Genomic DNA, 21,769 nt, shown 5'->3' on the forward strand with positions numbered 1-21,769 from the left:
GCCGTCGTGCTGCCCGAGTTCGACCTGCTCGTCGTCGGCGGCTCCGGCGTCGACACCATCGTCCGGGTGGACCGGCTGGAGGTCCCGCCCGGCGACTCGCTGTTCGTCGGACCCGTCCGCGACTACGTCGGCCACACCGGCAACGGCGTCGCCCTCGGCGCCCACCGCCTCGGCCTGCGCACCGCCTTCCTCGACTTCCTCGGCGACGACCCGCAGGGCGCCCTGGTCCGCGCCTCCTACGAGCACCACGGCCTGCACTTCGCGCACCTGGTGAGCCCGCACGGCACCCCGCGCGGGGTCAACCTGGTGGACGCCGCCGGCCGCCGGTTCTCCTTCTTCGACGGCCGCCACCCCGCCGACCTGCGGCTGCCGCCCGAGTTCTACCTGCCGTACGCGCGGCGCAGCCGGCACGTCCACCTCTCCATCACCGGCGTCAACCGGGACATGTACGCCGACCTCCACCGGCTCGGCCGCACCACCTCCACCGACCTGCACGACTGGGACGGCAGCAACCCGCACCACCGCGACTACGCGCTCGGCTCGGACCTGGTGTTCCTCTCGGTGGCCGGCTGCCGCGGCCGGCACGAGCAGGTGATGCGCGCGATCCTCGCCGAGGGCCGCGCCGGTGTCGTCACCGCCACCGCGGGCGCCGACGGCTGCTACCTGCTCACCCGCGACGACGACGAGGTGCGCCACCTGCCGGCCGTCGACCCGGGCCGCCCGGTGGTGGACACCAACGGCGCCGGGGACGCCTTCGTCGCGGGCTTCCTCGCCTCCTGGTTCCGGGGCCGCCCGCCGCTGGAGTGCGCCCGGGCCGGCTCGGTCGCCGGTGCCTTCACCTGCACCGTCGCCGGGACGCACACCGCCTTCATCGGGGCCGAGGAACTGGGGAGCGCGCTGGACCGCTTACGCGCCGACGGGTGAGCTTTTTCTCATGGATATCCCAGCCACCGGTAACGACCTTTCCAGGCTGAAGCGGCATAGTCGTTGATCGCACGCAGCCCCCGGGAAGCCGTCGATCACTGGCAGGAGAGACAGACATGGGTCAGCACAGCCGCCCGACGTCGCGCCGCCGCCGCAGCCTTCTGGGGCCGACCCTGTTCACCGCGCTCTCGGCGGTGGTGGTGGCCGCCGTGGTCACCGGCACGCACGGGCTGAGCCTGTCCGACGCGACGGCCGCCGGGAAGGCGGCCCGCAGCTCCCGGGCCGCCGTCGCGCCGGCCGCGACCGCGCCCGCGTCCGAGGCGCCCGCCGCACCCGCACCGGTCGACGCCCCCGCTCCGACCGACAGCCCCTCCGCCGCCCCGACGGACGGCCCGACGGACGGCCCGACGGACGGCCCGACCGGCAGTGCGAGCGCCGGCGCGAGCGCCGACCCGGGCAGCGCCCCGGCGGCCACCCCGACGCCCTCCGCGCCGGCCACCCCCGATACCCGCGGCGTCGTCCTCGGCACCACCGCCACCGCCGCCGCCACCCCCGAAGCGGCCACCGTGGGCGCGCTGTTCAGCGGCGCCGCGGCGGCCGGCAACCACTTCTGCACCGCCAGCGTGCTGCACAGTCCCGGCGGCAACCTGCTGCTGACCGCCGCGCACTGCCTCGGCAGCGCCGGCGGCGTCACCTTCGTCCCCGGCTACCGGGACGGCTCCGCCCCGTACGGCAGCTGGCAGGTCACCGCGGTCCACACCACCACCGGCTGGTCCCAGAAGGGCGACCAGGACGAGGACTTCGCCATCCTGGAGACGGCCCCGAACAACGGCCGCAACGTCGAGGACGTGGTCGGCGGCAACCGGCTCGGCGCCGACGAGCCCTTCGGTGCCACCGTCCGCCTCTACGGCTACCCCGGCGACGCCGAGGAGCCCATCCTGTGCACCAACACCACCGGCCGGCAGAGCACCTACCAGCGCGTCATCGACTGCCCCGCCTACCCGTCCGGCACCAGCGGCGGCCCCTGGATCAACGTCGCCACCGGCGACGTGGTCGGCGCCATCGGCGGCTACCAGCAGGGCGGCGACAGCGACGACGTGTCCTACAGCGCCTACTTCGACCACACCATCGCCGGGCTGGTCTCCCAGGTCGAGGGCACCTCGTCCTGAGCCCGGTCGGGCCCGCAGCGCGCGCCGCCGACCGGGTCCGGACATGACGAAGGCCCAGATCCGCGGATCAACTCCACTGATCTGGGCCTCAGTTGCACTTCTTGCGAAGTGCCCCCGGTAGGATTCGAACCTACGCACCCGCCTCCGGAGGGCGGTGCTCTATCCCCTGAGCTACGGGGGCCTGCTCGATGTCGTCGGCGTTTCGGCCTCCGACGTGAAGAACACTACCAGGCTCGGGGCGTGGTCCGTGCACGGGTTTGCGGCAGGGGTGCCGGCGCGGGTGCGGGGTGCGCCGGCGGCGGGCGGCGGGGGTGGTGGAAGTGCCCAAAGGCCGGACGGGGCGGCGGGGGCGCCGATACCCTCGGTGAGGTGTCGGGAGTGTCCGGGCGGGTCCTCGTGGTGGACGACAGCGAGGTGATCCGCCAGCTGATCAGGGTCAACCTGGAGCTTGAGGGCTTCGAGGTGGTGACCGCCGCCGACGGCGCCGAGTGCCTGGAGGTGGTCCGCCGGGTGAAGCCGGACGTGGTGACGCTGGACGTGATGATGCCGCGCCTGGACGGCCTGCGGACGGCGGCCCGGCTGCGCGCGACCCCGGGGACCAGCCGGCTGCCGATCGCGATCGTGAGCGCCTGCACCCCGGCCGATCTGGACCTGGGGGAGGCCGTCGGGGTGGACGGCTACCTCGGCAAGCCCTTCGACCCGGCCGATCTGGTGGCGCTGGTGCGGCGGCTGATGACCCTGGGCGGACAGCCGAGCGGGTTTCGCCCTGAGCGAACAGAGCGGACGGATCGAGGCTGACACCGCTGACGGGAGCGCCCGCAGGCGTCCCGACCGGCAAACCGGGTGGCGGGCGGGTACCCCGTCTCGCCTACGCTTGGCGTCGTGACACCCGCAGAGCTTTCCCAGGCAGTCCAGGCCGCAGTGAGCGCCGCCGTCGAGGCGGGCGAGCTGACCGTCGCCGTGCCCGAGCACGTGACGGTCGAGCGACCCAAGAACAGGGACCACGGCGACTACGCGATCAACGTGGCCCTCCAGCTCGCCAAGGCGGCCGGCCGCCCGCCGCGAGCCGTGGCGGAACTGCTGGCCGACCGCCTGCGAGGGATCACCGGCGTCGCCAAGGTCGACATCGCCGGGCCGGGCTTCCTGAACATCACCATGGACGCCGCGACCCAGGGCGCGCTGGCGCGCACCATCGTCGAGACGGGCGAGGCCTACGGACGCAACGAGGCGCTCAAGGGTCTGAAGATCAACCTGGAGTTCGTCTCCGCCAACCCGACCGGCCCGATCCACATCGGCGGCGTCCGCTGGGCCGCCGTCGGCGACTCGCTGGCGCGCGTGCTGCGGGCCAGCGGCGCCGACGTCACCACCGAGTACTACCTGAACGACGCCGGCGTGCAGATCTCCAAGTTCGCCGGCTCGCTGAAGGCCGCCGCGAACGGTCAGCCCGTCCCCGCCGACGGCTACGTGGGCGAGTACATCGGCGACATCGCCAAGGCCATCACCGACGGCGTCCCGGGCGTGCTCGACCTGCCCGACGCCGAGCAGCTGGAGGCCTTCCGCACCGAGGGCCTCAAGCTCATGGTGGCCGAGATCCAGCGCTCGATGCAGGAGTTCGGCACCCACTTCGACGTCTGGTTCTCGGAGAAGTCGCTGCACGACTCCGGCGCGGTCGAGAAGGCCATGGACCGGCTGCGCGAGCAGGGCCACGTCTTCGAGCAGGACGGCGCGGTCTTCCTGCGCACCACCGACTTCGGCGACGACAAGGACCGCGTCCTGGTCAAGGCCGACGGCGAGACCACCTACTTCGCCGCCGACGCCGCGTACTACCTGTCGAAGCGGGACCGCGGTGCCGAGGTCTCCGTCTACATGCTGGGCGCCGACCACCACGGCTACGTCAACCGGCTGAAGGCCATCGTGGCCTGCGCGGGCGACGACATGGACCGCAACATCGAGGTCAAGATCGGCCAGTTCGTGAAGATGCTTCGCGACGGCGAAGAGGTCCGCATGTCCAAGCGGGCCGGCAACATCATCACGATCGACGACGTGATCGAGTGGATCGGCGTGGACGCCGCCCGCTACACCCTGACGCGGTCCCCCACGGACTCCACCATCACGCTCGACATCAACGTGCTGACCAGCCAGTCCAACGAGAACCCGGTCTACTACGTCCAGTACGCGCACACCCGGATGTGCGGCGTGGCCCGCAAGGCCGCGCAGCTCGGCGTCGACAAGGGCGCGGCGCAGGACTTCAAGCCCGAGCTGCTCGCCACCGAGTGGGAGAACGACATCCTCGGTGCCCTCGGCGAGTTCCCGCGGGTCCTGGCCACGGCCGGCGAACTGCGCGAGCCGCACCGGGTCGCCCGCTACCTGGAGGTCCTGGCGGGCAAGTACCACCGCCTGTACGAGAACTGCATGTTCCTGCCCAAGGGCGACGAGGAGCTCACGGACACGCACCGCGCCCGGCTCTGGCTGGTCGAGGCCACGCGAACGGTGATGGCCAACGGCCTGACGCTCCTGGGCGTCACGGCGCCCGAGCGGATGTAGGCACCACCCCCAAGTGCGCAGCGGGGGCGGCTGACGGTCAACGGAGACCGTCGCCGCCCCTCGCCATAGGTCAAGGAAGCAGGACATGTCTCGCTCCGCACACCCCGCAGGCCCCCGTCACGGTGACGTGCTGCCCGAGGGCCACTACTCCGCCCCGCCGGCCGACCTGAACGCGCTCGACCCCAAGGTCTGGTCGTGCACCGTCGCCCGCGACGCCGAGGGCGTGGCCACCGTCGGCGGGATCGACGTCAAGTCCCTGGCGGCCGAGTTCGGCACGCCGGCCTACGTGCTCGACGAGGACGACTTCCGGGCCCGGGCGCGGGCCTGGCGCGACGCCTTCGGCACCGAGGCGGACGTCTTCTACGCCGGCAAGGCGTTCCTCTCCAAGGCGATCGTGCGCTGGTTGCACGAGGAGGGCCTGAACCTCGACGTGTGCAGCTCCGGCGAGCTGACGGTGGCGCTGGCCGCCGGGATGCCGCCGCAGCGGATCGCGCTGCACGGCAACAACAAGACGGCGGACGAGCTCGAACACGCGGTGAAGACCGGCGTCGGGCGCATCGTGGTCGACTCCTACGAGGAGATCGAGCGGCTGGCCGCCATCACGGCCCGCCAGGGCGTCCGCCAGCAGGTGCTGATCCGGATCACCGTCGGCGTCGAGGCGCACACCCACGAGTTCATCGCCACGGCGCACGAGGACCAGAAGTTCGGGTTGTCGCTGGGCAACGGGTCCGCGGCCGAGGCGGTGCGCCGGGTGCTCGGGCACGAGGGCCTGGAGCTGCGCGGCATCCACTCGCACATCGGCTCGCAGATCTTCGACACCGCCGGTTTCGAGGTGGCCGCCCGCCGGGTGGTCGGCCTGCTGGCCGAGATCCGCGACGAGCACGGCGTCGAGCTGCCCGAGATCGACCTGGGCGGCGGCCTGGGCATCGCGTACACCAGCGAGGACGACCCGCGCGAGCCGGCCGAGATCGCGGCCGCGCTGGCCGACATCGTGCGCCGCGAGTGCGCCGCCGCGAACCTGGACACCCCCCGGCTGAGCGTGGAGCCGGGCCGGGCGATCGTCGGCCCGACGGCGTTCACGCTGTACGAGGTCGGCACCGTCAAGCCGCTGGAGGGCCTGCGCACCTACGTCAGCGTGGACGGCGGGATGTCCGACAACATCCGGACCGCGCTGTACGACGCCGAGTACTCGGTGGCCCTGGTGTCGCGCCGCAGCGACGCCGAGCCGATGCTGGTGCGGGTGGTCGGCAAGCACTGCGAGTCCGGCGACATCGTGGTCCGGGACGCCTTCCTGCCGGCCGACCTGGCCCCGGGCGACCTGGTCGCGGTGCCCGCCACCGGCGCGTACTGCCGCTCGATGGCGAGCAATTACAACCACGCCCTGAAGCCTCCCGTGCTGGCCGTCAAGGACGGTGCCGCGCGGGTGATCGTCCGGCGCGAGACGGAGGAGGATCTCCTGCGTCTCGATATCGGATGACGAAATCCTTGTCTCAGATCATGGAACGACCGTAGATCCGTGCGGGAAGTCCCCGAGACTGGTACGGACCGAAGTTCCCGGCGGCCCCCAGAATCCCGCCGGAATTACCGAAGCACGAAGAATGCAGAGCGGAGTCGGATGATGCGTACGCGCCCGCTGAAGGTGGCGTTGCTGGGTTGTGGTGTGGTGGGCTCCGAGGTGGCGCGCATCATGACGACGACGGCCGACGACCTCGCCGCGCGCATCGGTGCCCCGGTCGAGCTCGCCGGGATCGCGGTCCGCCGGGCCGGCCGGGTGCGTCCGGGCGTGCCCGAGCACCTGATCACCACCGACGCCGAGGCCCTGGTCAATCGGGGCGACATCGACGTGGTGGTCGAGGTCGTCGGCGGCATCGAGCCGTCCAAACACCTCATCCTGTCGGCGTTCGAGCGGGGCGCCTCGGTGGTCAGCGCCAACAAGGCGCTGCTCGCCAAGGACGGCACCGAGCTGCACGCCGCGGCCGCCGGGGCCGGGGTGGACCTGTACTACGAGGCCGCGGTGGCGGGCGCGATCCCGCTGCTGCGCCCGCTGCGCGAGTCCCTCGCGGGGGACAAGGTCAACCGGGTGCTGGGCATCGTCAACGGCACCACCAACTTCATCCTCGACAAGATGGACACCACCGGCGCCGGCTACTCGGAGGCGCTGGAGGAGGCCACCGCGCTGGGCTACGCCGAGGCCGACCCGACGGCCGACGTCGAGGGCTTCGACGCCGCCGCCAAGGCCGCGATCCTGGCCGGCATCGCCTTCCACACCAAGGTCACCGCGGCGGACGTCTACCGCGAGGGCATCACCGAGGTGACCGCCGCCGACATCGCCTCCGCCAAGGAGATGGGCTGCGTGGTCAAGCTGCTCGCGATCTGCGAGCGGGCGGCGGACGGCGAGTCCGTCACCGCGCGGGTCCACCCGGCGATGATCCCGCTGTCGCACCCGCTGGCCTCCGTCCGCGAGGCGTACAACGCGGTGTTCGTCGAGGCCGAGGCGGCCGGCCGGCTGATGTTCTACGGCCCGGGCGCGGGCGGCTCGCCGACCGCCTCCGCGGTGCTCGGCGACCTGGTCGCGGTCTGTCGCAACAAGCTGGCCGGCGCCACCGGTCCCGGTGACTCGGTGTACACGCAGCTGCCCGCCAAGCCGATGGACGAGGTGGTCACCCGCTACCACGTCAGCCTGGACGTGGACGACCGTGCGGGCGTCCTCGCCCAGGTCGCGTCCGTCTTCGCGGAGCACGGCGTCTCCATCGACACCGTGCGCCAGCAGGGCCGCGACGGCGACGCCTCGCTCGTCGTGGTCACTCACCGTGCCACCGACGCCGCGCTGTCGGCGACGGTCGACAAGCTCCGCGCGCTGGACAGCGTGCGGGACGTGGCCAGCATCATGCGGGTCGAAGGGGAGTAAGGAACAGCCATGAACGCCGTTGCCGAGAACGTCGTCCGAGGCGCGCACACCCACCAGTGGCGCGGCCTGATCGAGGAGTACCGGGACCGCCTGCCGGTCACCGCGGCCACCCCGGTGGTCACCCTGCTGGAGGGCGGCACGCCGCTGGTCCCCGCCCAGGTGCTGTCCGAGCGCACCGGCTGCGAGGTCTACCTCAAGGTCGAGGGCGCCAACCCGACGGGCTCCTTCAAGGACCGCGGGATGACGATGGCCATCTCCAAGGCCAAGGAGGAGGGGGCGCAGGCCGTCATCTGCGCCTCCACCGGCAACACCTCGGCCTCCGCCGCCGCGTACGCGGTGCGGGCCGGGATGGTCTGCGCGGTGCTCGTCCCGCAGGGCAAGATCGCCCTCGGCAAGATGGGCCAGGCGCTGGTGCACGGCGCCAAGATCCTCCAGGTGGACGGGAACTTCGACGACTGCCTCACCCTCGCGCGTGAACTGTCCGAGAAGTACCCGGTGGCGCTGGTCAACTCGGTGAACCCGGTGCGGATCGAGGGTCAGAAGACCGCGGCCTTCGAGATCGTCGACATGCTCGGCGACGCCCCGGACATCCACGTCCTGCCGGTCGGCAACGCGGGCAACATCACCGCGTACTGGAAGGGCTACCGCGAGTACTCCGCCGACGGCCTGGCCACGCGCACCCCGCGGATGTGGGGCTTCCAGGCCTCCGGCTCGGCCCCGATCGTGGACGGCGCGCCGGTGCTCAAGCCGCAGACCATCGCCACCGCGATCCGGATCGGCAACCCCGCCTCCTGGGACTTCGCGCTCGCCGCGCGGGACGAGTCGGGCGGCCTCATCGACAAGGTGACGGATCGTCAGATCCTGTCCGCCTACCGGCTGTTGGCCGCGCAGGAGGGCGTCTTCGTGGAGCCCGCCTCGGCCGCCTCGGTGGCCGGCCTGCTGGCCAAGGCGGAGGCCGGCCTGGTCGACCCGGGCCAGCGCATCGTCTGCACCGTGACCGGCAACGGCCTCAAGGACCCGGACTGGGCGGTGGCCGGCGCACCGCAGCCGCAGATCGTCCCGATCGACCCGGAGGCGGCGGCGCAGCGCCTGGGCCTGCTGGACTGACCTGCCGTCGGGCCCCGCGGGCGCCCGACGCCTCGACGGGCCGACCCTTTCGGGGGTCGGCCCGTCGATGTTCTCCGGTGACACTTTTGTGTCAATTACGCCGCGCATTCCGATCCGATTCCGGTACGCATTCCGGCCAGAAGCGGCAACACACCAGATCGGAGGACCACGGGGTGTACCACTGGGGAACCTCTCTTCGATACTCTGGGTTCGGCCGTGTGGCACATGCCCCGGGTCCGGCCTTCTCCAGGCCGCGCCAACGACCGTGACCGCCCGCCCCGCCGGGGCCTGCGGTCCATTCCCCGCCTTCGCACCGACGACGCGATCCGCGCCGCCCGATTTCCCCAGGAGAGTCCACCGCATGGCCGGTCCCGCGTTCCGTGCCGCCGCCGTCCGGGTCCGGGTTCCCGCGACCAGCGCCAACCTCGGCCCGGGCTTCGACGCCTTCGGCCTCGCGCTGGGCCTGTACGACGACGTGGTCGTCCGGGTCGCCGACTCCGGGCTCTCCATCGACATCGCCGGCGAGGGCGCCGAGACGCTGCCCCGCGACGAGCGCCACCTGCTGGTCCGCTCGATGCGCGCCGCCTTCGACCGCCTCGGCGGCCAGCCGCGCGGCCTCGAAGTGGTCTGTGCCAACCGGATACCGCACGGCCGTGGCCTCGGCTCCTCCTCGGCCGCGATCTGCGCCGGCATCGTGGCCGCCCGCGCGGTCACCATCGGCGGCCCGTCCGCGCTGGACGACGACGCGCTGCTGGCCCTCGCCTCCGAGCTGGAGGGCCACCCCGACAACGTCGCGGCCTGCCTGCGCGGCAACTTCACCATCGCCTGGACGGACGAGGAGTCGGCCAAGGCGGTCAGCCTGGAGCCCTCCGACCAGGTCGTCCCGGTGGTGTTCGTCCCCGCCGACGAGGTGCTCACCGAGACCGCCCGCGGCCTGCTGCCGAAGACCGTCCCGCTGACCGACGCCGCCGTCAACGCCGGCCGCGCCGCGCTGCTGGTCGAGGCGCTGACCAGGCGGCCCGAGCTGCTGCTCGCCGCCACCGAGGACCGCCTGCACCAGGACTACCGCTCCTCCGCCATGCCCGACAGCGCCGCCCTGGTGGGCGCGCTGCGCGCGGAGGGCGTCCCCGCGGTGATCTCCGGGGCCGGCCCGACCGTCCTCGCGCTCACCGACGAGGCGGGCGCCGACAAGGTGCTCTCCTTCGCCGGGCACCACGGCCACGGCGGCGACCCGGCGTTCGCCGCGCACCGCCTGGAGCTCGACCGGATCGGGGCCACCGTGCTCCCGCTGGACGGCTGAACGGCCCGTCCGGGCTGCTCGTCCGGCCCGGCCCGGCCACCTGCCGAGCCGGGCCGTCCGGACACGATTGGCAAGCGCAAGGCTGGGGAATGTCTGAGGGGGTCGGTAGTGTTAACCTCATTGCTGCACCAGGTGCCCTCCGGGGCTCGGTGCGCCGCGTCCCGATCCCAGCACTCCACTGCCGTGGAGTCGCGGCGATGCACGGGGCGACGATTCTCCGGGAGCCCACCGCAGCGCGTACGCAGCCTGCCTGCGCGACACGCGGCCGCATCCCGAAGCCGTGACGGCACCTGACTCCCACTCGCGGCCTCCCACCTTGAGGCCAGGACGGGCGGAGCGCGGTCCACCGTCACGCGACGGGGGCCCGGGATTCGCAGGCAAGCGTGGGGGTACGCCCGGTCGGCACACGACCGACCGGCCCGCCGCGCCACTCAGTACCACCGTGCTTCACGCACCGCACCTCGCAGCTCTCCCTCGACCGGCTTCCGCCTTTCGGGGGATCACCGCCTCGGACCGACGCAGTCGAGCGTCGGTCAGGACAGCACAACCGGTCGCCGAGCCAGACAGGCCGACGTCCGCTCCAGGGAAGGACCCTTAGTGAGCGACTCCACCGATCTGATGGGCGCGCGCCAGGACGCCGAGGCGTCGGACGCAGCCGCCGCCCCCGCGACCCCGGCGCGGCGCCGCCGTACCGCCGCCGCTGGCCTGGACGGCATGGTCCTGGCCGAGCTGCAGAAGCTCGCCGGGGACCTGGGCATCACCGGTACCGGACGCATGCGCAAGAGCCAGCTGATCGAGACCATCAAGGAGAAGAGCGGCGGAGACCCGCTGCTCGCCGCCGGTGGTGCTCCGGCCGCCGCCACCAAGCGCACCGCCGCCAAGGCGGACGCCGCCGAGGCGCCGGCCGAGAAGCCGGCCCGCCGCACCAAGGCCGCCGCCGCTGCGGCCGCCGCGGCCCCGGCCGCCGCCGAGTCGCAGGCCCAGATCGAGATCCCGGTCCAGGCCGCCGCCGAGACCGCCGCGCCCGCCCGTGCCGAGCGCACCCGCCGCCGCGCCACCTCGGCCGCCGGCGCCCCGACCGCCGACGTCACGGCCGACGCCGCCGTCGTCGTGGCCGAGCCCAAGCAGGCCGAGACCCGCCAGGCCGAGACCCGCGCCTTCGAGGGCCGCGAGGAGGGCCGCACCGAGACCCGTCGCGACCGCCGGGACCGCCGGGACCGCAGCGACCGCCCGGAGCGGGCGGAGCGCCCCGAGCGCGCCGAGCGCCAGGACGGCGGCGAGGCCCAGGACGGCGACTCCCGCGAGTCGCGCCGCGACCGCCGCAACCGCCGCGAGCGCACCGACCGCCAGCCCCAGCAGGGCGGCGGCCAGCAGCAGGCCGCTCAGGGCGACGGCCAGCAGGCCCGCCAGGGCGGCCAGCAGACCCAGCAGCCGCAGGTCCAGCAGGGCGGCTACGACGACGACGAGTTCGGTGACGGCCGCCGCGGCCGCCGTGGCCGCTACCGCGACCGCCGGGGCCGTGGCGCCCGCCGCGAGGGCTTCGAGGCCGGCCCCGCCGAGCCGCAGGTCGGCGAGGACGACGTCCTGATCCCGGTCGCGGGCATCCTCGACATCCTCGACAACTACGCGTTCGTGCGCACCTCCGGCTACCTGCCGGGCCAGAACGACGTCTACGTCTCGCTCGCCCAGGTCCGCAAGAACGGCCTGCGCAAGGGCGATGCCATCACCGGCGCGGTGCGCCAGCCCAAGGACGGCGAGCGCCGCGAGAAGTTCAACGCCATGGTGCGGCTGGACTCCGTCAACGGCATGGACCCGGAGAGCGGCCGCGGCCGCCCCGAGTTCAACAAGCTCACCCCGCTCTACCCGCAGGACCGGCTGCGCCTGGAGACCGAGGCGGGCATCCTGACCACCCGGATCATCGACCTGGTGTCGCCGATCGGCAAGGGCCAGCGCGGTCTGATCGTCGCGCCGCCGAAGACCGGCAAGACGATGGTGCTGCAGGCGGTCGCCAACGCGATCACCCACAACAACCCCGAGTGCCACCTGATGGTCGTCCTGGTCGACGAGCGTCCGGAAGAGGTCACCGACATGCAGCGGTCGGTGAAGGGCGAGGTCATCTCCTCGACCTTCGACCGCCCGGCCGAGGACCACACCACCGTCGCCGAGCTGGCCATCGAGCGCGCCAAGCGCCTGGTGGAGCTGGGCCACGACGTGGTCATCCTGCTGGACTCGATCACCCGCCTCGGCCGCGCCTACAACCTGGCGGCGCCGGCCTCCGGCCGCATCCTGTCCGGTGGTGTCGACTCGACCGCGCTGTACCCGCCGAAGAAGTTCTTCGGCGCCGCGCGCAACATCGAGAACGGCGGCTCGCTGACCATCCTGGCCACCGCGCTGGTCGAGACCGGCTCGCGCATGGACGAGGTGATCTTCGAGGAGTTCAAGGGCACCGGCAACATGGAGCTCAAGCTCGACCGCAAGCTCTCGGACAAGCGCATCTTCCCGGCCGTCGACGTGGACGCCTCCAGCACCCGCAAGGAGGAGATCCTGCTCGGCAGCGAGGAGTTGGCCATCGTCTGGAAGCTGCGCCGGGTGCTGCACGCGCTCGACTCGCAGCAGGCGATCGAGCTGCTCCTGGACAAGATGAAGCAGACCAAGAGCAACGCCGAGTTCCTGATGCAGATCGCCAAGACCACCCCCGGCTCCAACGACTGACCGTAGCCGGACGGTTGTCGCCCACCGAACCCCGGATCGCGCGAGCGGTCCGGGGTTCGGTGCGTCCACCCGGCTTTGTTCCAGAGTTGGGACATCATGAGGCTTTTTGATCATCTTGTCCGTTTTACTCTGGACCGTATGGCCGAGCACAAGAGGGTCCTGACCCGCCGCCGCAAGATCCTGCGGGCGGCCGCCTGCGCGTTCGCCGCGCTCGTCGTCCTCGGCGCCGGAGCGGCCGGCTACGCGTACGTCAAACTCAACGGCAACATCAAGAGCGTCGACATCAACGCCCGCCTCGGCGACGCCCGCCCGCCGGCCGCCACCGACGGCTCGTTCAACGTCCTGGTGCTGGGCTCCGACTCGCGCAACGGCGAGAACGGCGACCTGGCCGGCGGCGACACCGGCGACACCGCCCGCTCGGACACCGCGATGGTGCTGCACGTCAACCAGGACCACTCGCACGCCGAGGTCGTCTCGATCCCGCGCGACACCCTGGTCACCCGGCCCGACTGCACCGACGCCGGCGGCAAGGCGGTGGCCGGCGCCAAGCGCGCGATGTACAACAGCGCCTTCGAGGCCGGCGGCGCGGCCTGCGCGGTCAAGACCACCGAGCAGCTCACCGGGCTGCGGATGGACCACTACGTGCAGATCGACTTCGCCGGCTTCGCCCGCGTCGTGGACGCGATAGGCGGGGCCACCGTGAGCACCACGGTGGCCATCCACGACAAGGACAGCGGGCTCGACCTGGCACCGGGCGAGCACCACCTCGACGGACAGCAGTCGCTGGCCTTCGTCCGCACCCGGCACGGCGTCGGCGACGGCAGCGACCTCGGCCGGATCGAACTCCAGAAGCAGATGGTGAAGTCGCTGCTCCAGCAGGCCGGCGGGATCGGGCTCTACTCCAACCCGGTCAAGCTCTGGTCGATCGGCGACACCATGACCCGCAGCATCACCACCGACTCCGCGCTGGGCTCGGTGAACGCCCTGGTGGGGCTCGTCCAGGAGCTCAAGGGGATCGGGCCGGACCAGCTCGGCATGGTGACCCTGCCGGTGGTGACCGCGCCCAGCGACCCCAACCGGGTGGTCGAGCAGCAGCCGCAGGCGGACCAGCTCTGGGCGGCCCTCAAGGCCGACCAGCCGGTCCCGCAGGCGATCGTCTCGGCGCAGCCCGAGAACCCCGCCCGGGCCGCCCCCACGGCCGCCCCCACGGCCCCGGCGAAGGCTCCCGCCCGGCGCTGAGCTGCGCCCGGAATATCCCGGAACACGACCCGGTTTGGGAAGATGCGGCCGGTCCTGGCAGACTGGTCCGTCGGTCCCGGTTCACGTGCGGCGCTCCCGCCGCCGACCCGGTGCCCTCCCGAACCTAGGAGAACCCCTTGAAGCCCAACGTTCACCCCCAGTACGTGGTCACCCGTGTGACCTGCACCTGCGGTGCCGAGTTCACGACCCGCTCGACCGAGGCCAGTGGCGAGATCCGCGCCGAGGTCTGCTCGCAGTGCCACCCGTTCTACACCGGCAAGCAGAAGATCCTCGACACCGGTGGCCGCGTGGCCCGCTTCGAGGCCCGCTTCGGCAAGCAGCACAGCGCGAAGGCCTAGCGCTCCCACGGCGCCGGTTCCCGGTGCCCCCGTACTCGTTCCGGGGGCGCTGGGGGCCGGCGCCGTTCGCATCCCCCCAGCACCCCCTCCAGCGGTTCGCACGACCGGCCGGTCCTCACCGGCTCCCAACGGTTCTCACGGGAAGAAGGCCCACTCCATGTTCGAGGCAGTCGAAGAGCTCCTCGTCGAGCACGCCGACCTCGAGAAGAGGCTGGCCGACCCGTCCGTCCACGCCGACCAGGCCAACGCTCGCAAGCTGGCCAAGCGGTACGCCGAGCTGACCCCGATCACCCGGGTCTACCGGCAGTGGCGACAGGCCGGCGAGGACATCGAGGCCGCGCGCGAACTCGCCGCCGAGGAACCGGAGTTCCTCGCCGAGGTGAAGGAGGGCGAGCAGCGCCGCGAGGGGCTGACCGAGGAGCTGCGGATGCTGCTCGTGCCGCGCGACCCGAGCGACGACAAGGACGTCATCTTGGAGATCAAGGCGGGTGAGGGCGGCGAGGAGTCCGCGCTGTTCGCCGGCGACCTGCTCCGGATGTACCTGCGCTTCGCCGAGCGGATCGGCTGGAAGACCGAGATCATCGACGCCAACGAGTCCGACCTCGGCGGCTACAAGGACGTCTCGGTGGCCGTGAAGACCAAGGGCAACGCCGAGCCCGGGCAGGGCGTCTGGGCCCGGCTGAAGTACGAGGGCGGCGTGCACCGCGTGCAGCGCGTCCCCGCCACCGAGTCCCAGGGCCGCATCCACACCTCCGCGGCGGGCGTGCTGGTCACCCCCGAGGCGGAGGAGGTCGAGGTCGAGATCGTCGCCAACGACCTGCGGATCGACGTCTACCGTTCGTCCGGCCCCGGCGGCCAGTCGGTCAACACCACCGACTCCGCGGTCCGGATCACCCACCTGCCGACCGGTATCGTGGCGTCCTGCCAGAACGAGAAGAGCCAGCTGCAGAACAAGGAGCAGGCGATGCGCATCCTGCGGTCGCGCCTGTTGGCCGCCGCGCAGGAGGAGGCCGAGCGCGAGGCCTCGGACGCGCGTCGCAGCCAGGTCCGTACGGTGGACCGCTCCGAGCGGATCCGGACGTACAACTACCCGGAGAACCGCATCTCGGACCACCGCACGGGGTTCAAGTCGTACAACCTGGACCAGGTCCTGGACGGCGAACTGAACGCGGTGATCCAGTCCTGCGTCGACGCGGACGCGGCGGCCAAGCTCGCCTCGGCCCAACAGAACTGAGACCGGCGCGCCCCAGCCCGAGCGACGGCGCGAGCCGGAGCGCAGAAACAAGAGGTCGTACGGATGAACCTGCTGCTCGCCGAGGTGGCCCAGGCCACCCAGCGGTTGGCCGCGGCCGGCGTGCCGTCGCCGCGCTTCGACGCGGAGGAACTCGCCGCCTACGTCCACAACGTCAAGCGCAGCCAGCTGCACTCGGTGAAGGACGCCGACTTCGACGCCCGCTACTGGGAGGCCGTCTCCCGCCGCGAGGCGCGCGAACCGCTCCAGCACATCACCGGGCGGGCGTTCTTCCGCTACCTCGAACTGGAGGTCGGCCCCGGGGTGTTCGTGCCCCGGCCGGAGACCGAGACGGTCGTCGAGTGGGCCATAGACGCCGTCCGCGACATGGACGTGGCCGAGCCGCTGGTCGTCGACCTGTGCTCCGGCTCCGGCGCCATCGCGCTCGCCCTGGCCCAGGAGCTGCCGCGCTCGACCGTGCACGCCTTCGAACTCGACGAGGGCGCGCTGCAGTACACCCGGCGCAACATCGAGGCCAGCCCCGACCGCGCCCGGGTCACCCTGCACGCCGGTGACGCCACCCGGGCCTTCGCCGACGACCGCTCCTGGGACGGCCGCTTCGACCTGGTGATCTCCAACCCGCCGTACATCCCGCTCACCGAGTGGGAGTACGTCGCCCCGGAGGCCCGCGACCACGACCCGCAGATGTCGCTGTTCTCCGGCGAGGACGGCCTGGACACCATCCGCGGCATCGAGCGGGTGGCCGCCCGGCTGCTGCGCCCCGGCGGCGCGGTGGTGATCGAGCACGCCGACCAGCAGGGCGGGCAGGTCCCGTGGATCTTCAACGAGGAACGCGGCTGGACGGACACCGCCGACCACCGCGACCTGAACAACCGACCGCGCTTCACGACAGCCCGCAGGGCGTCGTTGTGACCAGCCGGGCCGCGGCCGCGCCGCTCGCCCGGCCGCGCCGTGAAGACCGTGCTGTGAACGCTGTGATGAGCCATTCCGGAAGGGGACCGCACCGATGAGCCGCCGTTACGACTGTGCCGACGCCGGGGACCGCGCCACCGGCCTGCGCGAGGCCGCCTCGGCCATTCGCCGGGGCGAACTCGTCGTGCTGCCCACCGACACCCTGTACGGGGTCGGCGCGGACGCCTTCTCGCCGGAGGCCGTCGGCGACCTGCTGGCCGCCAAGGGCCGCGGCCGCAACATGCCCTCGCCCGTGCTGGTCGGCTCGCCGACCACCCTGCACGGCCTGGTCACCGACTTCTCCGAGCAGGCCTGGGAGCTGGTCGACGCGTTCTGGCCGGGCGGGCTCACCCTGGTCGCCAAGCACCAGCCCTCGCTGCGCTGGGACCTCGGCGAGACCCGCGGCACCGTCGCCGTCCGGATGCCGCTGCACCCGGTCGCCATCGAGCTGCTGAACGCCACCGGCCCGCTGGCCGTCTCCAGCGCCAACAAGACCGGCGGCCCGTCCCCGGCCACCTGCGACGAGGCGCAGGCGCAGCTCGGCGACGCCATCTCGGTCTACCTGGACGGCGGACAGGCGGACCACGCGACCGCCTCGTCCATCGTCGACGTCACGGGCAAGGTCCCGGTCCTGCTGCGGGCGGGCGCGATCAGCGTCGAGCAGCTGAGGGAGGTCGTCCCCGACCTGGAGGCCGGCAGTTGACGCCCATCGCCTCGCTCCATGCCGGGCCCGGCATAGCGCCGTACCTGAGTGTGGGCCCCAGGCCGCTGGACCACTTCCGGATCCTGTTCGTCTGTACCGGCAACATCTGCCGCTCGCCGATCGCCGAGCGGCTCACCCGGCGTGAGCTGGACACCCGGCTCAGCCCCCGGGTGGCCGGCCGGATCCTGGTGGAGAGCGCCGGCACCTGGGGCCACGTGGGCGCGCCGATGGAGGACCACGCCGTGACCGTCCTGGACGAGTACGGCGCGGACAGCGGCGGCTTCACCGGCCGCGAGCTGCTGGACGAGCACGTGGTCGAGGCCGACCTGGTGCTCACCGCGACCCTGGACCACCGCGCCCAGGTCATCTCGATGGGCCACGAGGCGGGGCTGCGCACCTTCACCCTGAAGGAGTTCACCCGCCTGGTGCGGACGATCGACCCGGGCACCCTGCCCGACCCGCGCCGCGGCGCCGACGTCACCGAGCGCGCCCGCGCCCTGGTCCGGGCGGCCGCCGCGCTGCGCGGCTGGCTGCTCGCCGCCACCCCGGAGTCTGACGAACTGGACGACCCGTACGGGGCCCCGATCGGCATGTTCCGCAACTGCGGCGAGGAGATATTCCACGCGGTCGACCCGGTGGTCACCGCGCTCACCGGCGTGCCCGCGCTGCGCTGACCGCCCGCGCCGCGAGCGGCCCGAAGGCCCCCCGGCGGCCCGGGGACGGCCCGCGGCGGCCGAGCGCCGAATGGCCCCGCGCCGACGAGCCGCCCGGCCCGGCCGGTCCTACGCTGGAGGAACCCACCCTTCCCGGCCCCCACGCCGGGAGGCGCCCCCACGCCGCCCCGGAGCCCCGCCATGACCGTCACCGACGCCCCGACCGGCCCGACCGCGACCAGAGGGCGCCCGTGGGCCTCCGAGGCACTGCACCGGGCCGATCCGCAGGTGGCCGACCTGCTGGCGGCCGAGGCCGAGCGGCGGGCCGAGACGGTCCAGCTGCTGGCGGGGGAGAACCTGACCTCCCCGGCCGTCCTGGCGGCGCTGAGCGGGCCGCTGATCGACAAGTACGCCGAGGGCTACCCGGGCCGCCGGCACCACACCGGCTGCGCCCTCGCGGACGCCGCCGAGCTGCTGGCGATCGACCGGGCCCGTGAGCTGTTCGCCGCCCCGCACGCCAACGTCCAGCCCCGGTCGGCGACTTCGGCGATGCTGGCGGCGTACGCGGCGCTGCTGCGGCCCGGCGACGGGGTGCTGGCGATGTCGCTGGAGCACGGCGGCCACCTCAGCTGCGGCTCGCGGGCGAACTTCTCCGGCCGCTGGTTCGCCTTCACGGGGTACGGGGTGCGCGAGGCCGACGGCCTGATCGACCTCGACCAGGTGCGCGACCTGGCCCGCGAGCACCGCCCGAAGGCGATCGTGGCGGGTTCGATCTCGCACCCCCGGCACCCGGACTGGGCCGCCTTCCGGGAGATCGCCGACGAGGTGGACGCCTACCTGATCGCCTCGGTCGCCCAGACCGCCGGCCTGGTCGCGGCCGGCGTGGCGCCCTCCCCGGTGCCGTACGCGGACGTCACCGTGGCGGCCACCCACAAGCTGCTGCGCGGCCCGCGCGGGGGCCTGCTGCTGTCCACCGCGGAGCTGGCCGAGCGGATCGACCGGGCGGTGTTCCCGTTCAGCCAGGGCGGGGCGGCGATGAACGAGGTGGCCGGCAAGGCGGTGGCGCTGGCCGAGGCGGCGACGCCCGGCTACCGGGCGTACGCGCAGCGGACGGTGGACGGGGCGCGGGTGCTGGCGACAGGGCTCGCGGCGGCCGGGATGCGCCTGCTGACCGGCGGCACCGACACCCACCTGGTGACGGCGGACGTGAGCCCGCTGGGCGTCACCGGTGCGGAGGCCGAGCGGCGCTGCGCCGTGGCCGGACTGCTGCTCGGCAAGTGCGCGCTGCCCTTCGACCCGGCTCCGGCGGCCGAGGCCTCCGGGATCCGGCTGGGCACCGGCACGGTGACCAGCCAGGGGATGGGCGAGGCGGAACTCGCCGAGCTCGCCGGGCTGATCGCTCAGGCGCTCGCCGGGGGCACGGGCGCGCGGGTGGCGAACCGGGTCCGGGAGCTGGCCCTGTCCTTCGCCGACCGGCGGTGACGAGAGCGTCGTCGACGGATATTCGGATCTCCTACCCGGGAGAGCGAACCGCGATGCGTGCCTTGAGCGTCCGACTCAATAAGGTGTGGGGCGTGGCGACGCACCTCGAACCCCGGGAACGCAGGGGAGTACCTTCGGTACCTCCCCGTTGGACAGTGACGCAGGAGGCCGGTGGTGCGTGAGTATCTGCTGGTGCTGTTCTGCACCGCCGCCGTCACCTACCTGTTGACCGGCCCGGTCCGGAAGTTCGCCATCGCGGCCGGCGCCATGCCGCCGGTCCGCGCCCGGGACGTGCACCGCGAGCCGACGCCGCGGCTCGGCGGGATCGCCATGTTCGGCGGGCTGTGCGCGGGCATCCTGGTCGCCTCGCAGCTGGACAACCTGAGCAAGGTGTTCTCCCAGGGCACCGACATCCGCGCGCTGCTGTCCGGCGCCGGGATCATGTGGCTGCTCGGGGTGCTCGACGACAAGTGGGGCGTGGACGCGCTGGTGAAGCTCGGCGGCCAGATGATCGCCGCCGGTGTGATGGTCTGGCAGGGCGTCACGGTGATCACCCTCCCGGTGCCCGGTGTCGGCGCGGTCGCGGTGAGCCCCACCCAGGGCATGGTCATCTCGGTCACCCTGGTCGTCGTCATGGTCAACGCGGTGAACTTCATCGACGGCCTGGACGGCCTGGCGGGCGGCATGGTCTGCATCGCCGCGATGGCGTTCTTCCTGTACAGCTACCGGCTCTGGTACGGCTACACGATCACCGACGCGGCGCCCGCGGTGCTGTTCAGCGTGCTGCTGATCGGCATGTGCCTGGGCTTCCTGGCGCACAACATGCACCCCGCGCGAATCTTCATGGGCGACTCCGGCTCGATGATGCTGGGCCTGATGCTGGCCGTGGCCGCGATCTCCATCACCGGCCGCGTCGACCCGGACCTGATCAGCAGCGAGACCGGTTCGCAGACCGCGACCGTGCACGCCCTGGTGCCGATCTACATCCCGCTGCTGCTGCCGCTGACGGTCATCGCGCTGCCGCTGGCGGACCTGCTGCTCGCGGTGGTGCGCCGCACCTGGGCCGGCCAGTCGCCGTTCGCCGCGGACAAGCGCCACCTGCACCACCGGCTGCTCCAGGTCGGGCACTCGCACAGCCGTGCGGTCCTGATCATGTACTTCTGGGCCGCGCTGATCGCCTTCGGCACGGTGGCCTTCTCGGTCACCAACACCGGCCGCACGGTGGTGCTGACGCTCGCCGGGCTCTGCCTGGTCGGCCTGGTGGTGCTGCTGACGCCGCAGTTCCGGCCGCGCGCGCCGAAGGCGGTGCAGGCCTTCGTCCCGCCGCGCTACCGGCGCCGTCCGCCCGCCCCCATGGCCGAACTGTCGGCAAAGGACAAGCAACTTCTCGGTGAAGCCGACCGGGGAGCCTCCGCGCTCGACGACCACGGCCGGACCACCGGCCGCCGCTAGCAAGGCAGTTGATGTTCCGTCGGATGGCCTCACCCGTTCGGCTGTACCGTTGCGCCGTCGGTGTGACAGGTGCCACACATTCATGGTAAAGCTCTCATCAAATAGTTTGTGATACCGTTCACGAGTACCGAGAACACGCCGAAAGACCTGACAGGTGGAGGACTTCCGTCCCTGGTCGGTCTCCCTCGACGGGCCCGCCGCTCCAGCGGGCGGCCCGGGCGGCGGCCTCTCGGTCCGGTGTCACCCACCACCTTCTGTGCCCCGTCCCCCCGTCTCATCGACATGCCGCCGGAGCTGCCGACATGCCGTCCACCGACGCCCGGATCCTCCGAGGCGCCGCGATTCCCACTGCGGCCGCCGGGATCATCGCCATGGCGATCTCGTTCGCCGTCGCCGGCGGGAAGGGGCTGCTCGGCGCCCTCTTCGGCGCGCTGCTGGTGATGGCCTTCTTCAGTTCCGGCCAGGTCGCGCTCGACCGCCTGACCAGGTCGAACCCGCAGATCATGATGGCCGCGGCGCTCCTGGTGTACACCACGCAGATCCTGCTGGTCGGCATCGTCCTGGCCGTCTTCAAGGACACCGAGCTCTTCAACCGGCAGGCCTTCGCCTTCACGCTGCTCGGCTGCGCGCTGATCTGGACGGGGTTCCAGGTGCGTGGCGCGCTGAAGGCCAAGACCTTCTACGTCGACCCCGACGCCTCGGAAAAGAAGGGTGACAAGCCTTCCGACTCGGGGCGTCAACAGTGACGAGGCCTGACTGTCCCCCCAACGAGGGGGGCGGTGTTTATGCCGCACTGACGGACTGCTATCGTCCGTCGCAACAACGGAGTACGGGAAGCGGCCAGGTCTGTCCGAACAGCGGACGGATCGCCCCCCGAATCCGCGCAGTCTTCGATGATCCCGCTGTGGTGCGGCGCACCGGCGCGCGGGATCCGCGAGAAACCCATCAAGTTTCAGTGCCGCTCCGTGGCCGCAGGCCACGCCGACACACCGAGGTTGCCGTAACCATGCGTCA

At 72.4% G+C, this 21,769-nt stretch carries 18 protein-coding genes and 1 tRNA gene; 18 read left to right on the forward strand and 1 reads right to left on the reverse strand.

Annotated elements, in window-relative coordinates; all coding sequences use genetic code 11:
• Positions 1–6: 6 nt before the first annotated feature.
• Both ACFVX9_RS06860 and ACFVX9_RS06865 read left to right on the forward strand, forming a co-directional pair.
• Positions 7–924, forward strand: a complete 918-nt coding sequence (locus ACFVX9_RS06860) for a carbohydrate kinase family protein (RefSeq protein WP_380336769.1) — start codon at positions 7–9, stop codon at positions 922–924.
• A gap of 116 nt (positions 925–1,040) precedes the next feature.
• Positions 1,041–2,093, forward strand: a complete 1,053-nt coding sequence (locus ACFVX9_RS06865; RefSeq protein ID WP_387980798.1) for a trypsin-like serine protease — start codon at positions 1,041–1,043, stop codon at positions 2,091–2,093.
• A 109-nt stretch (positions 2,094–2,202) separates the two neighbouring features.
• On the opposite strand, the gene ACFVX9_RS06870 is transcribed toward ACFVX9_RS06865, so the two are convergent.
• A tRNA-Arg gene (locus ACFVX9_RS06870) sits at positions 2,203–2,274 on the reverse strand.
• A gap of 197 nt (positions 2,275–2,471) precedes the next feature.
• Between ACFVX9_RS06870 and ACFVX9_RS06875 the strand changes: the two genes are divergently transcribed.
• The 16 genes from ACFVX9_RS06875 (at position 2,472) to ACFVX9_RS06950 (ending at position 21,501) form a co-directional block, all read left to right on the forward strand.
• On the forward strand, positions 2,472–2,891 hold the full coding sequence (locus ACFVX9_RS06875; RefSeq protein WP_063347820.1) for a PleD family two-component system response regulator: 420 nt from the start codon (positions 2,472–2,474) through the stop codon (positions 2,889–2,891).
• An 84-nt stretch (positions 2,892–2,975) separates the two neighbouring features.
• Positions 2,976–4,637, forward strand: a complete 1,662-nt coding sequence (gene argS / locus ACFVX9_RS06880; RefSeq protein WP_380372626.1) for an arginine--tRNA ligase — start codon at positions 2,976–2,978, stop codon at positions 4,635–4,637.
• An 85-nt stretch (positions 4,638–4,722) separates the two neighbouring features.
• Positions 4,723–6,114 carry a diaminopimelate decarboxylase gene (lysA, locus tag ACFVX9_RS06885; RefSeq protein WP_380423241.1) on the forward strand — a complete coding sequence of 464 codons (1,392 nt, stop codon included), beginning with the start codon at positions 4,723–4,725 and terminating at the stop codon, positions 6,112–6,114.
• A gap of 138 nt (positions 6,115–6,252) precedes the next feature.
• The gene (locus tag ACFVX9_RS06890; RefSeq protein ID WP_363371883.1) at positions 6,253–7,545 is read left to right on the forward strand and encodes a homoserine dehydrogenase; all 1,293 of its coding nucleotides are present in this window, start codon (positions 6,253–6,255) and stop codon (positions 7,543–7,545) included.
• 9 nt (positions 7,546–7,554) lie between these two features.
• Positions 7,555–8,652: a threonine synthase gene (gene thrC / locus ACFVX9_RS06895; RefSeq protein ID WP_063347816.1), complete on the forward strand. Its 1,098-nt coding sequence runs from the start codon at positions 7,555–7,557 to the stop codon at positions 8,650–8,652.
• Positions 8,653–9,013: 361 nt separating this feature from the next.
• Positions 9,014–9,952 (forward strand): homoserine kinase, encoded by a 939-nt coding sequence (gene thrB, locus ACFVX9_RS06900; protein ID WP_063347815.1) that lies wholly within the window; start codon positions 9,014–9,016, stop codon positions 9,950–9,952.
• Between the two features lie 597 nt (positions 9,953–10,549).
• Positions 10,550–12,664 (forward strand): transcription termination factor Rho, encoded by a 2,115-nt coding sequence (rho, locus tag ACFVX9_RS06905; protein WP_380423240.1) that lies wholly within the window; start codon positions 10,550–10,552, stop codon positions 12,662–12,664.
• Positions 12,665–12,802: 138 nt separating this feature from the next.
• Entirely contained in the window at positions 12,803–13,903 is a 1,101-nt protein-coding gene (locus ACFVX9_RS06910; protein ID WP_387980801.1) for an LCP family protein, read from the forward strand.
• Between the two features lie 137 nt (positions 13,904–14,040).
• Entirely contained in the window at positions 14,041–14,262 is a 222-nt protein-coding gene (gene rpmE / locus ACFVX9_RS06915; protein ID WP_063347812.1) for a 50S ribosomal protein L31, read from the forward strand.
• A 157-nt stretch (positions 14,263–14,419) separates the two neighbouring features.
• A complete protein-coding gene (gene prfA, locus ACFVX9_RS06920) occupies positions 14,420–15,496 on the forward strand; it encodes a peptide chain release factor 1 (protein ID WP_380336750.1) in 1,077 nt (358 codons plus the stop codon).
• Between the two features lie 63 nt (positions 15,497–15,559).
• Positions 15,560–16,426, forward strand: a complete 867-nt coding sequence (prmC, locus tag ACFVX9_RS06925) for a peptide chain release factor N(5)-glutamine methyltransferase (RefSeq protein ID WP_063347810.1) — start codon at positions 15,560–15,562, stop codon at positions 16,424–16,426.
• Between the two features lie 94 nt (positions 16,427–16,520).
• The gene (locus tag ACFVX9_RS06930; RefSeq protein ID WP_063347809.1) at positions 16,521–17,168 is read left to right on the forward strand and encodes an L-threonylcarbamoyladenylate synthase; all 648 of its coding nucleotides are present in this window, start codon (positions 16,521–16,523) and stop codon (positions 17,166–17,168) included.
• 32 nt (positions 17,169–17,200) lie between these two features.
• On the forward strand, positions 17,201–17,842 hold the full coding sequence (locus ACFVX9_RS06935; RefSeq protein WP_063351136.1) for a protein-tyrosine-phosphatase: 642 nt from the start codon (positions 17,201–17,203) through the stop codon (positions 17,840–17,842).
• Between the two features lie 180 nt (positions 17,843–18,022).
• The gene (glyA, locus tag ACFVX9_RS06940; protein ID WP_063347808.1) at positions 18,023–19,303 is read left to right on the forward strand and encodes a serine hydroxymethyltransferase; all 1,281 of its coding nucleotides are present in this window, start codon (positions 18,023–18,025) and stop codon (positions 19,301–19,303) included.
• 174 nt (positions 19,304–19,477) lie between these two features.
• Positions 19,478–20,755, forward strand: coding sequence for an MraY family glycosyltransferase (locus tag ACFVX9_RS06945; protein ID WP_063347807.1), 1,278 nt, complete (start codon positions 19,478–19,480; stop codon positions 20,753–20,755).
• A gap of 302 nt (positions 20,756–21,057) precedes the next feature.
• The gene (locus tag ACFVX9_RS06950; protein WP_387980805.1) at positions 21,058–21,501 is read left to right on the forward strand and encodes a hypothetical protein; all 444 of its coding nucleotides are present in this window, start codon (positions 21,058–21,060) and stop codon (positions 21,499–21,501) included.
• Positions 21,502–21,769 lie beyond the last annotated feature (268 nt).

This window comes from Kitasatospora sp. NPDC058243 (assembly GCF_042882025.1).
In the GTDB taxonomy this organism is placed as follows: domain Bacteria; phylum Actinomycetota; class Actinomycetes; order Streptomycetales; family Streptomycetaceae; genus Kitasatospora.